The sequence below is a fragment of the Pseudomonas sp. DVZ6 genome (genome assembly GCF_024259445.1).
Taxonomy (GTDB): Bacteria; Pseudomonadota; Gammaproteobacteria; order Pseudomonadales; family Pseudomonadaceae; genus Aquipseudomonas; species Aquipseudomonas peradeniyensis.
The window spans coordinates 1-12,001 of the sequence record NZ_JANCLM010000072.1; the positions used below are offsets into that span (position 1 = coordinate 1).

12 protein-coding genes are annotated in these 12,001 nt (G+C 61.8%); 7 read left to right on the plus strand and 5 right to left on the minus strand.

Features of this window, described 5'->3' with window-relative positions; translation table 11 throughout:
- Positions 1-193: 193 nt before the first annotated feature.
- Positions 194-1,393, plus strand: coding sequence for a formaldehyde dehydrogenase, glutathione-independent (fdhA, locus tag NMG10_RS25390; protein ID WP_232855032.1), 1,200 nt, complete (start codon positions 194-196; stop codon positions 1,391-1,393).
- 60 nt (positions 1,394-1,453) lie between these two features.
- Here fdhA and NMG10_RS25395 read toward each other — a convergent pair whose 3' ends face one another.
- Positions 1,454-2,236 carry an RHS repeat-associated core domain-containing protein gene (locus NMG10_RS25395; RefSeq protein WP_232855033.1) on the minus strand — a complete coding sequence of 261 codons (783 nt, stop codon included), beginning with the start codon at positions 2,234-2,236 and terminating at the stop codon, positions 1,454-1,456.
- Between the two features lie 398 nt (positions 2,237-2,634).
- Between NMG10_RS25395 and NMG10_RS25400 the strand changes: the two genes are divergently transcribed.
- A complete protein-coding gene (locus NMG10_RS25400) occupies positions 2,635-2,913 on the plus strand; it encodes a hypothetical protein (protein WP_062572570.1) in 279 nt (92 codons plus the stop codon).
- A gap of 149 nt (positions 2,914-3,062) precedes the next feature.
- Here NMG10_RS25400 and NMG10_RS25405 read toward each other — a convergent pair whose 3' ends face one another.
- Positions 3,063-3,908, minus strand: a complete 846-nt coding sequence (locus NMG10_RS25405; RefSeq protein WP_254465343.1) for an RHS repeat-associated core domain-containing protein — start codon at positions 3,906-3,908, stop codon at positions 3,063-3,065.
- Positions 3,909-4,299: 391 nt separating this feature from the next.
- On the opposite strand from NMG10_RS25405, the gene NMG10_RS25410 reads away from it, so the two are divergent.
- Complete coding sequence (locus NMG10_RS25410) at positions 4,300-4,872, plus strand: DUF2780 domain-containing protein (protein WP_232855034.1); 573 nt, start codon at positions 4,300-4,302, stop codon at positions 4,870-4,872.
- A 164-nt stretch (positions 4,873-5,036) separates the two neighbouring features.
- Here NMG10_RS25410 and NMG10_RS25415 read toward each other — a convergent pair whose 3' ends face one another.
- Entirely contained in the window at positions 5,037-5,924 is an 888-nt protein-coding gene (locus NMG10_RS25415; protein WP_254465344.1) for an acyltransferase, read from the minus strand.
- A gap of 183 nt (positions 5,925-6,107) precedes the next feature.
- Here NMG10_RS25415 and NMG10_RS25420 point away from each other — a divergent pair, with 183 nt between their 5' ends.
- The 4 genes from NMG10_RS25420 to creD all read left to right on the plus strand — a co-directional run bounded on the left by NMG10_RS25420 (position 6,108) and on the right by creD (position 10,425).
- Positions 6,108-6,608, plus strand: coding sequence for an ATP-dependent zinc protease (locus tag NMG10_RS25420; RefSeq protein WP_203649768.1), 501 nt, complete (start codon positions 6,108-6,110; stop codon positions 6,606-6,608).
- Between the two features lie 178 nt (positions 6,609-6,786).
- Positions 6,787-7,467, plus strand: coding sequence for a two-component system response regulator CreB (creB, locus tag NMG10_RS25425; protein WP_234562813.1), 681 nt, complete (start codon positions 6,787-6,789; stop codon positions 7,465-7,467).
- Positions 7,467-8,900, plus strand: coding sequence for a two-component system sensor histidine kinase CreC (gene creC, locus NMG10_RS25430; protein ID WP_203649771.1), 1,434 nt, complete (start codon positions 7,467-7,469; stop codon positions 8,898-8,900). The genes creB and creC overlap by 1 nt, the downstream gene beginning before the upstream one ends.
- A gap of 196 nt (positions 8,901-9,096) precedes the next feature.
- Entirely contained in the window at positions 9,097-10,425 is a 1,329-nt protein-coding gene (gene creD / locus NMG10_RS25435; protein WP_203649773.1) for a cell envelope integrity protein CreD, read from the plus strand.
- Between the two features lie 191 nt (positions 10,426-10,616).
- Here creD and NMG10_RS25440 read toward each other — a convergent pair whose 3' ends face one another.
- Complete coding sequence (locus NMG10_RS25440; RefSeq protein ID WP_254465345.1) at positions 10,617-11,231, minus strand: glutathione S-transferase; 615 nt, start codon at positions 11,229-11,231, stop codon at positions 10,617-10,619.
- A 3-nt stretch (positions 11,232-11,234) separates the two neighbouring features.
- Positions 11,235-11,903, minus strand: a complete 669-nt coding sequence (msrA, locus tag NMG10_RS25445) for a peptide-methionine (S)-S-oxide reductase MsrA (protein WP_203649778.1) — start codon at positions 11,901-11,903, stop codon at positions 11,235-11,237.
- Between the last annotated feature and the right edge of the window lie 98 nt (positions 11,904-12,001).

Consider the following 12,001-nt stretch of genomic DNA (forward strand, 5'->3'; position numbering starts at 1 on the left):
GTGCCGCGAAAGGGGCGCGCAGCGGCCCCAGCTTTTGTCCTGCCGCAAAAAGACATCCCCCTGTCGCATCCAGTCACCGCCCCACCTCCCATCCAGCCCACAATCCCCTGCATTCCAGTAACACAGGCCGCCCACGGAAAGGCGGCGCTTTCCACCACCGCTGCATAAATACAAATCAAGCGAGGTAAGAAGCATGTCTGGTAACCGTGGAGTGGTGTATCTCGGCGCGGGCAAGGTCGAGGTGCAGAAGATCGACTACCCCAAGATGCAGGACCCGCGCGGCAAGAAGATCGAGCACGGCGTCATCCTCAAGGTGGTCTCCACCAACATCTGCGGCTCCGACCAGCACATGGTCCGTGGCCGCACCACCGCCCAGGTCGGCCTGGTCCTGGGCCATGAAATCACCGGTGAAATCGTCGAAATGGGCCGTGACGTCGAACGCCTGAAAATCGGCGATCTGGTGTCGGTACCCTTCAACGTCGCCTGCGGCCGCTGCCGTTCGTGCAAAGAGATGCACACCGGCGTCTGCCTCACCGTCAACCCGGCCCGCGCCGGTGGCGCCTACGGTTACGTCGACATGGGCGACTGGACCGGCGGCCAGGCCGAGTACGTGCTGGTGCCCTACGCCGACTTCAACCTGCTGAAACTGCCGGACCGCGACAAGGCCATGGAGAAGATCCGCGACCTGACCTGCCTGTCCGACATCCTCCCCACCGGTTACCACGGCGCCGTCACCGCAGGTGTTGGCCCGGGCAGCACCGTCTACGTTGCGGGCGCCGGCCCGGTCGGCCTGGCCGCCGCCGCGTCCGCCCGCCTGCTGGGCGCCGCCTGCGTGATCGTCGGCGACCTCAACCCGGCCCGGCTGGCTCACGCCAAGTCGCAAGGTTTCGAAGTGGTCGACCTGTCCAAGGACACTCCGCTGCACGAACAGATCATCGATATCCTCGGTGAGCCGGAAGTGGACTGCGCCGTCGATGCCGTCGGCTTCGAGGCCCGTGGTCATGGTCATGAAGGCGCCAAGCACGAAGCCCCGGCCACCGTGCTCAACTCGCTGATGCAGGTGACCCGCGTGGCCGGCAAGATCGGCATTCCGGGCCTGTACGTGACCGAAGATCCGGGCGCGGTGGATGCCGCCGCCAAGATCGGTGCCCTGAGCATCCGCTTCGGCCTGGGCTGGGCCAAGTCCCACAGCTTCCACACCGGGCAGACCCCGACCATGAAGTACAACCGCCAGCTGATGCAGGCGATCATGTGGGATCGCATCAATATCGCAGAGGTGGTGGGGGTGCAGGTGATCAGCCTGGATCAGGCGCCGGAAGGGTATGGCGAGTTTGATGCGGGGGTGCCGAAGAAGTTTGTGATTGATCCGCATAAAACATTTAGCGTGGCTTGAAAACACGTTAGGCATAAGGCCCCTACTAGAGGGGCTTTATGCCTTGTGTCTTGCTACTAGTCAATCATCATATTTACTAGAATTTTTATATGGGCCAAAAATTTTGCTGACCTTTGTGTTGTAGTTATTTCTGTTATTTTGAATAGAGATGTTTTCTGTAATGCGCTCTGGGTTTCTTAAAGCATAAGCTGCATTCTTAAATTCTTCGAAAGATTCTATTAGTGAGTTGTCGGGCTGGACGTCAATTCCATGTTTTTTGGCAAATTTTGAATTTTTCTTGCTAACAGTTCTTGTTATTTCAAGCTGGGTGTTTATTTCTGCGATGTCTATGCGTTCTGCGATTTTTATGATGTTTTTTGGGTTCGTGTCTAGGCGCGGGAGGTTTTTCGAATAGCCTGTGCCGAATAGCGCGCTGGCCAACAATGTGTTGGCTTCAGTTGTGGCGGCTTTTGCTGGTTGCAAGTTCTCAATTTTCCTTCTTGATCTGCCAAATATATTTTTAAGCCATTTGAATGACACGTGACCGCTAAGGTCTATGTTATTCATTGGGTCGTTACTAGCATAGCAGTAGGAGTTTAGACCGCCCTCGCCGAAAGGGCTGAAACTGTCCGGTGAGGTAAATCTCATTATAAGTGGATCATAGCGACGATAGCTTCCTGGCATGTAGCCCCCAAAACTCATGCGCGAAAGACCCGTGTAGCCGATATATGAGGATCCTGTGCTTTTTTGTTGGTCGGCTCCGTAGGGTGTATATGTGAAAAGGTTTCCTTGGTGGTTAATAACCGAGCCTTGTGGGTCTACTGCAATAAGGGGGACTGAGAAGGTTTCACTATTTGAAGTCATGACTTCGCTCCGGTTAGCAGCTCTGAGTAGATGAATGTGGAGCGCGATGACGAGGTTGGCAACTAGCAAATTTGATAGGTATAAGGAATATTCCTACTAAAATTTCGGCTAATTCTTGTTGGCTATCGAGTGCTGAGGAAATATCGTACGCAGCTTGTCGATTCACGTCTGATTGCTCGGGAGCATCGCTGCCTACTAGGCTCTCGCGGTCGCTGTCGGTTCAGTGATCGGGTGTGGAAACCCGGCGGTTAGCATGGTTGTTGTCGTCATGACGGCTGTACACGGGAGGCCTATAGGCCTGCCGGGTTCACCATGCACCGGTCTTTCCACCCCGTGTACAGCTGTCACCCTGATGTGTGGAAACGGACGGGTGGCACCCAACACAGCATGGTGCCTCGATGAAAAAGATCGTCCCTGATCCACCCCACCAATTCGCCTTACCCCCCGACAAATCCCTCGCCCGCGCCATCCACGACGGTGTCGTGCCCATGGAGTATGTACTGGCCAACGTCTCCCACTACCTGATGTTCGCCTTCAGCGACAGCCACCGGGCGCTGGACCGCATCGAGGACGAGGAGACGCGGCAATTGCTCAAGCTTGGGCTGCGGGCCATGCAGATCGCCTGGGGGCAGGCGGATGCGTTGGCCAGTGCGGTGGAAAACAGAGCCGGCCAGTAAATGTCCATCGCGGGGCAAGCCCGCTCCCACGATTGATCCAGGTTGGGCCTCTTGGAAGCGGACTTGCCCCGTGCTCGCTTGGTGGAAGCCAACAGCTGCAACAGTTATCTCCAATCCTATAGGGCCTATAGTTTTACTGGATTGAGTTTTTACTGACCAACCTTCCGGATTGAGTCTCGTTCTTCGTCTGGCGCCAAACGATGGGTGGTCTTTTCTTTGAGGGCTGATTCAGCTTTAAGTCGGTTTTTTTTGAAAGCGATTGCCTGGGATCTATGTCGTTTTTTATCAATTAGTGAGGTCGATTTTTCTGCTAGTGAAAGTTCTATGTTCTCTAGGTATATGTAAAACTGTATCTGATGTCGTAACGCTTCAACGTCGCTTAAGATTAGATGCTCACTGACTTGAAGTGCTAACTCCCAAGATCGATGGTCTGGTCCGGTTACCCTTTGCAAATCAGGTGCGCTGGGACGGGTTGGATCGTTCGGGTCTGGTTCGGGAAGGAGGAGGTGGTCAAATAAAGTTGGTGCGGTTGCTTTATGCTGCATCATTAATTGGTATGTTTCTCGATTGCGAGAAAGGGTGGGTGGATAAAGTAGATCCGGTGCGCCTTGATGTTGGGGAGCTCGGCCTGTGGACGTTTTTCTTTTGGGCATATGCCCAGTGGGGTCATTATAGTTGATTGGGTCTCCTGCGCAGTAAGCGTAAGCATTTATTCCGCCGGCGCTGAACGGGCTATAGTTGTCTGGTGAGTTGAAGCGCATCAAGGTTGGATTGTATGAGCGATAGCCGCCACCCAGTAAGTAGTTGCAGTTTTTTGTGCGTGGTTCACCCGCGAAACCCAGTAATGATAATATTCCGTTCTTGACTGGGTCGTGCCCGAACGCCGTATATGAGAAGGCAACTTTCTTTTCGCTCGTCTGGTGGTGCAGAATCGTTCCTTGTTTGTCAGTCGCCAGCAATGCCATTACTGGGACTCGGCGGCGTTCTTTTGTCATGGGGCCCCGGCGGTGAGCTTTCTGTCCCATGAGTCTGCGGCTCAGGCCTGTAGTCGGCAACTGTTAGAATTACTAGGTTTGAGGGATCGTCCTACTGGACCGCAGGTTACTTTCTGCTAACGAGACTAGTTCGTGGGAAATACCTTACGCAGTCTGTATATCGCCTGGGGGCAGGCGGATGCGTTGGCCAGTGCGGTGGAAAACAGAGCCGGCCAGTAAATGTCCATCGCGGGGCAAGCCCGCTCCCACGAATGACCCAGCGCTGCGTGGGAGCGGGCTTGCCCTGCGATAAGGCCCTTGCAATGAACACCGATGGCCGGCCCGGAACAAACCCTTGGCACTCCAGTCCAACCCCTCGTTTCCCGGCCATTCCGGCCGACGAGGTCCCCCGATGAAAGCATTCACCCTGGCAACCCTGATGACCCTGGCCGCAAGCCCGGTGTTCGCCTTCAACCTCAGCGACGCGGCCAATGCCGTCTCGGCCATGCAGAACCAGAATCAACAGGGCCAGGTGCAGGCCCCGGCCGGCCAGGCCAATCTGCTCAATACGTTGGGCAGCGAATTGAAGATCACCCCCGAGCAGGCCATCGGTGGCGCTGGGGCGATGCTGGGGCTGGCGCGCAACAACCTCAGCGGCGATGACTATGGGCAACTGACCAAGGCCGTGCCGGGGCTGGACCTGCTATCGGGCACCAATGCGCTGGGTGGGTTGAGCGGGCTGGGGCAGTTGCTCGGCAATGACCAGAACAGCTCGGCGTTGGGCAATGCGCTGGGCGGTGAGGTGCAGAACCGCAACGACCTGGACACCGCCTTCAAGGCGCTGGGCATGGATACCGGGATGATCGGGCAGTTCGCGCCGTTGATCCTGCAGTACCTGGGGCAGCAGGGGATTGCCGGGTCGTTGCTGCAGAACCTGGGGAGCCTGTGGAATAGCCCTGCGCCGTTGAGCCAGCCATCGGTCTGAGCGCCTGACGCGGGCAGGGTAGGAGCGGCCTTGTGCCGCGAAAGGGCTGCGTAGCGGCCCCAGGTTCCCAGCGTTTAGGCCAAGAGTGCAGGGGCCGCTGTGCGGCCCTTTCGCTGCACAAGGCCGCTCCTACAAGGGACCGCGAAATGCTGTAGGCGCGGGCTTCAGCGCATCTCGGCGCGCAACTCCTCGATCCGCTGGTCCTTCTCCAGCCACAGCTGGTTCACCCAGGCCTGCACCGTCTGGCGGAAGGCCGGGTCGTTCTCGTAGTCGCCTTCGCTCAGCGCCGGATCCAGCTCGCGCACGCGGATGTCGATGATCACCCGGCTGATGCTGCCGTTGAGCAGGTCCCAGAAACCCGGCGCCTTGTCGCCCGGGTAGACGATGGTCACATCGAGCAGCGCATCCAGCTGCTCGCCCAGCGCCGCCAGCACGAAGGCCACGCCGCCGGCCTTGGGTTTGAGCAGATGGCGGTAGGGCGACTGTTGCTGTTGGCGCTTGGCCTCGGTGAAGCGGGTGCCTTCGAGGTAGTTGACCACCGTCACCGGCTGGCGCTTGAACAGCTCGCAGGCGGCCTTGGTGATCTCCAGGTCCTTGCCCTTGAGTTCGGGGTGCTTGTCGAGGAAGGTCTTGCTGTAGCGCTTCATGAACGGGTAATCCAGGCCCCACCAGGCCAGGCCCAGCAGCGGCACCCAGATCAGCTCCTTCTTGAGGAAGAACTTGAAGAACGGCACGCGGCGGTTGAGGCTCTCGATCAGCGCCGGGATATCGACCCAGGTCTGGTGGTTGCTCACGCACAGGTACGAAGTGTCCTGGCGCAGGGTGTCGACACCGCGGATGTCCCACTGGGTGGGGATGCACAGGGCGAAGATGGCCTTGTCGACTTCCGACCAGGTCTCGGCGATCCACATCACCGCGGCCGACGCGTAGTCGCGGCCACGGCCGGGCAGTACCAGCTTGAGCAGGGCGAAGACCAGCAACGGGCCGATCATCACCAGGGTGTTGAGCAGCAGCAGGGTAAGGGTGAGGGTGCCGGTCAGCAGGCGACGCATAAGGAGACTCTTGTTGGTGTGAGGTAAACGGTGGCTAATGATAAGCAGGGCAGTGGCCTACGCCAAACGTCGTACGTCCATTAACTGGGACAAATGTTTCACATTGTGTTGTTTAACCTTTGCCAGCGAACCTATCCTGCCTGCGCAGTCTAAGCACTGACCCCTCTCAAGGAAGCCTGCCCCGTGAAACCCCTGCTTGCCCTGCTGTCCCTTCTGGCGCTGCCGGTGATGGCCGCCGAGCCCACCCTGTACGGTCGCTACGAGAACATCGCCCTGCCGGAGATCGGTGAAACCCTCAAGGCCAAGATGGACACCGGCGCCTACACCGCGTCGCTATCGGCCAAGGATATCGAGCTGTTCACCCGCGACGGTGAGGACTGGGTGCGTTTCCGCCTGGCCACCAAGAATGCCAATGGCAAGGTCTACGAACACAAGCTGGCGCGCATCAGCAAGATCAAGAACCGCGCCGACGAGGAAGAAGAAGGCGATGCCCCCGAGCTGTCGCGCCGCCCGGTGGTCGACCTGGAACTGTGCCTGGGCGACGTGAAGCGCACCGTGGAGGTCAACCTGGTCGACCGCAGCAGTTTCAACTACCCGCTGCTGGTGGGCGCCAAGGCCCTGCGCGAGTTCAAGGCGGCGGTGAACCCGGCGAAGAAGTTCACGGCGGGCAAACCGGATTGCTGATTTCGCATTTGGGGGCGCTTTGCGCCCCTTTCGCGGCGCAAGGCCGCTCCTACAGGTATTCGCGTTTCCCTGTAGGAGCGGCCTTGTGCCGCGAAAGGGCCCGTAAAGGCAACAAGGATTGCGTGACCATCGCGGTTTGCCTCAAAGTCCAGCCTTTGCCCCCGCAAGGCCGGACGCCATGCCTCACATCCTCATCGTCGAAGACGAATCCGCCATCGCCGACACCCTGGTCTACGCCCTGCAGGCCGACGGCCACAGCACCGAGTGGGTGACCCTCGGCAGCGCCGCCGTCGAGCAGCAGCGCCTGCGCCCGGCCGACCTGGTGATCCTCGATATCGGCCTGCCCGACATCAGCGGCTTCGAGACCTGCCGCCAGCTGCGCCGCTTCAGCGAGGTGCCGGTGATGTTCCTCAGCGCCCGCGACGCCGAGATCGACCGGGTGCTGGGCCTGGAGATCGGCGCTGACGACTATGTGGTCAAGCCCTTCAGTCCCCGTGAGGTGGCCGCGCGGGTGCGGGCGATCCTCAAACGCATGGCGCCCAGGGTGGAGGTGGCCAGCGAAAGCGCGCCGTTCCAGCTCGACACCCTGGCCATGCGCATCAGCTACCGGGGCCAGGCGCTGACGCTGACCCGCCACGAGTTCCGCCTGCTGCAGAGCCTGCTTGCGCAACCTCGCCGGGTATTCAGCCGCGAACAGCTGCTCGACGGCCTTGGCGTGGCCTCGGACGTCGGCTACGAACGCACCATCGACAGTCATATCAAGAGCCTGCGCGCCAAGCTGCGCCAGGTCGCGCCCGACGCCGAGGCGATCCAGACCCACCGCGGCCTGGGCTACAGCTACAGCCCGGAACACGCCTGATGCGCTTGGGGATCCGGATCTTCCTGGTGTACTTCCTGTTCGTCGGCCTGGCGGGCTACTTCCTGCTCAACACGGTGCGCGAGCAGATCCGCCCGGTGGTGCGGCAATCCTCGGAAGAAACCCTGGTGGACACCGCCAACCTGCTGGCCGAGATCCTTCACGACGATGTGAAGAACGGCACCCTGACCCAGAGCCGCCTGTCGCAGGTGCTTGCTTCGTATGGCGAGCGGCGTCCGAGCGCGCAGATCTGGGGGCTGGCGAAGAACCAGGTCAGCCACCGTATCTACGTGACCGACGCCAAGGGCATCGTCCTGCTCGACTCCAGCGGCCAGGACCTGGGCAAGGACTACTCGCGTTGGAACGATGTCTACCTGACCCTGCGTGGCCAGTACGGCGCCCGCTCGACCCGCAGCGACCCGGACGACGAAAGCACTTCGGTGATGCATGTGGCGGCGCCGATCCTCGACGGCGGCCGAATCATCGGCGTGGTTACCGTAGCCAAGCCCAACAGCTCGTTGCAGCCGTACATCGACCGCTCCGAGCGGCGGCTGCTGTTCCTCGGCCTGGGGCTGATCGTGCTGGGGCTGTTGGTGGGCGCGGCGCTGTCGTGGTGGCTGACCCGCTCGCTGCGTAGGCTTACCCATTACGCCCAGGCGGTCAGCGAGGGCGAGCGCGCCGCGTTGCCGCACTACAAGGGCGGCGAATTGCTGCAACTGGCCACGGCGGTGGAGCGCATGCGCACCCAGCTGGAGGGCAAGGCCTATGTCGAGCGCTACGTGCACACGCTCACCCATGAGCTCAAGAGCCCGCTGGCGGCGATCCGCGGCGCCTCGGAGCTGCTGCAGGGCGACATGCCGCAAGAGCAGCGGGCGCGCTTTGCCGGCAATATCGAGCGCGAGAGCGAGCGCCTGCAGCAGATGATCGAGCGACTGCTCAACCTGGCGCGGGTCGAACAGATGCAGGCACTGGAAGATGAACAGCAGGTGGCGGTGGCGGCGCTGATCGACGAGCTGCTGCTGGCCCATGGCGCACGGATCGACAGCGCCGGCCTGCAGGTGCGCCAGCGCATTCCGGCGGGCGTCTGGCTGCTGTGCGATCCGTTCCTGATGCGCCAGGCGTTGGCCAACCTGCTGGACAACGCGCTGGACTTCACCCCCGAGCGAGGCGCGCTGGCCTTCGAACTGGAGCGTGACGGCGAGCGGGTGGCCCTGAGCCTGTTCAATCAGGGGCAGGCAATCCCCGAGTACGCTCTGGGGCGGGTCAGCGAGCGGTTCTATTCGCTGCCAAGGCCTGGGACCGGGCGCAAGAGCACCGGGCTGGGGCTGAACTTCGTGGCAGAGGTGATGCAGCTGCACGGCGGGGCGCTGGCGGTAGACAACGTCGAGGGTGGGGTGCGGGTGCGACTCTGGCTGCCGGCCCGACGTTATAGCTGACCCTGTAGGAGCGGGCTTGCCCCGCGAAGTGGCCAGCCCAGGCAACATCACTGCCTGATCGGGCCTCTTCGCGGGGCAAGCCCGCTCCCACGCAGTGTTGCTGTCCAAGCCATCTCCACACAATCTCCACATTCCCTCCCCAAGGGCTCCACGCGGCGGGCAGACACTGCCCCCATCGCAAACGGAGCCCAACCCCATGAACAAGTCCCTAGGTTTCAAGCTCGGCCTGATCGCCGTGCTGATCCTGCTGCTGCTGATTCCCCTGCTGATGATCGGCGGCCTGATCGACGAACGTCAGCAACTGCGCAACAACGTGCTCGGCGAGATCGCCGCGAGCTCCAGCTTCGACCAGCTGGTCAGCGGCCCGGTGCTGGTGGTGCCCTATCGCAAGTACGAGCGGCGCTGGATCGACAAGGACGGCACGAGCGTCCAGGAGACCACCACGATGCACGGCAATCTTTACTTCCTGCCGGAAACCTTCGCGATGGATGTGGGCGTCGATACCGAGCTGCGCGCCCGCGGCATCTACCAGGCGCGCCTGTTCCATGCCAAGGGTCAGGTCAGCGGTCGCTTCAAGCTGCCTGAGCGCTGGGGGATCGAGAAGGACTACGACGACTACCGCTTCGACAAGCCGTTCCTGATGGTCGGCATCAGCGACATTCGCGGCATCGAGAACAGCCTGGAGCTGACCCTGGATGACCAGCGCCTGCCGTTCGAGGCCGGCAGTGGTGTCGACTGGCTGCCCGGTGGCGTGCATGTGGCCCTGCCGCAGTTGAGCGACCAGAAGGCCCGCGAGTTCGACTACGCCTTCGACCTGGCCCTGCTGGGCACCGGCCAGCTGGCGGTGCTGCCGGTCGGCCGCAGCAGCACGGTGGACATGCGCGCCAACTGGCCGCACCCGAGCTTCGTCGGCAGCTACCTGCCGAGCCGCCGCGCCATCGATGAAAAGGGCTTCAGCGCCCACTGGCAGACCTCGTTCTTCGCCACCAACCTGGAAGAGTCCATGCGCCTTTGCGCGACCGTCGGCAAGTGCGGCGATTTCAACGAGCGTTCATTTGGCGTCAGCTTCGTCGACCCGGTGGACCAGTACCTCAAGAGCGAACGGGCGATCAAGTATGCCTTGCTGTTCATCGCCCTGACCTTTGCCGGATTCTTCCTGTTCGAGGTGCTCAAGAACCTCAGCGTGCACCCGGTGCAGTACATCCTGGTGGGCGTGGCCCTGGCGTTCTTCTACCTGCTGTTGCTGTCGCTGTCCGAGCACCTGGGGTTTGGCCTGGCCTATGGGCTGTCGGCGTCGGGCTGTGTGTTGCTGATCGGCTTCTACCTGGTTCATGTGCTGCGCAGCCTGGGGCGTGGGGTTGGCTTTGCGGCGGGGCTGGCGGCGTTGTACGCGATGCTCTATGGGCTGCTCAGCGCCGAGGACTATGCGCTGCTGATGGGCTCGCTGCTGTGCTTTGGCCTGCTGGGCGTGTTCATGGTGCTGACCCGGCGGCTGGACTGGTCGCGGGTGGGGAGGGGGGTATGAGGGAGGATAGAGAGATCGGGCGCTGGTTGGCGCAGAGAATCGGATTGTTGTTTCCTGTGATACCGCGGTAAGTTCTGGGGCTGCTGTGCAGCCCTTTCGCGGCACAAGACCGCTCCTACAGGGTTGAGTGGACTCCTGTAGGAGCGGCCTTATGCCGCGAAACGAGGGCGCCAGCCCTCGCCAGCGTAGTCTCAGGCTATCGGAGCTGTAGCCACCATCGACGGCCGCTGGCTCACCTCGGCATACCACGCCGCCAGCCCCGGATACAGCCCACGCCAATCGAACTCAGGCTGGCGCAGGTCCAGATACCCCAACGCACAAGCCACGCCAATCGCCGCCAGGTCGAACCCCGAGGCCAGCTCCGCCAGGTGCTCCTGTTCAAGATTGGCCAGGCTGCGGCGGATCTTCTCGCCCTGCGCCTGCACCCAACCGTCCCACTGCTTGTCCGCCGGGCGCAGGAAGGTTTCGTAGCGGGTAGCCACCGCCGCGTCCATGATCGCATCGGCCTGGGAGGCCAGGGTCAGGCGCCGCCAGCGTGCCGAGCCTTCGCGGGGGATCAGCGGCAGGCCGACGTGCTGGCTGTCGAGGTACTCACAGATCACCCGGCTGTCGTGCAGCACGCTGCCGTCGTCCAGGCGCAGGGCCGGGATCTTGCCGATCGGGTTGCCCTGGTTGAGCTGCGCGTCGCCGTTCACCGGGCTGATGTTCACGCCCTGCACGGTGACCCGGTCCAGCTGGCCGGTCTCGTGCAACACGATCATCACCTTGCGCACGAACGGCGACAGCGGCGAATGGAACAGGATCATGGCTCAGTTGCCCTGCAGGCTGGGTGGCAGGCACACGCCGGTGCCGCCGATACCGCAGTAGCCTTCCGGGTTCTTGGCCAGGTACTGCTGGTGGTAGGCCTCGGCGAAGTACACGGTCGGCGCCTGGGCGATCTCGGTGGTGATCTCGCCGAAGCCGGCCTTGCCCAGCTCGGCCTGGAAGGCGGCCTTGCTCGCGTTGGCTTCATCCAGTTGCTGCGGCGAGGTGCAGTAGATCGCCGAGCGGTACTGGGTGCCGACATCATTGCCCTGGCGCATGCCCTGGGTCGGGTTGTGCAGCTCCCAGAACATCGTCAGCAGCTCGCGGTAGCTGACCCGGTTCTTGTCGAACACCACCAGCACCACCTCGGTGTGGCCGGTCAGGCCCGAGCAGACTTCCTCGTAGGTGGGGTTGGGGGTGAAACCGCCGGCGTAGCCGACCACGGTGCTGACCACGCCTTCGCGCTGCCAGAACCGGCGCTCGGCGCCCCAGAAGCAGCCCAGGCCGAAGATGGCGAAATCGATGTCGCCTTCGAAGAACGGGCCGAGCAGCGGGGTGCCTTCGAACACGTAGTGGAACTCGGGCAGGGTCATCGGGGTTTCGCGGCCAGGCAGGGCCTGTTCCGCGGTGGGCAGGACGTTTTTGTTCACCAGGATTTCCGAACGCAGGGTCATGGCCGTTCCTCTATTTGATATTCAACAACCTGGGGCCGCTTTGCGGCCCTTTCGCGGCACAAGGCCGCTCCTACAGGGGGACGCATGATCCCTGTAGG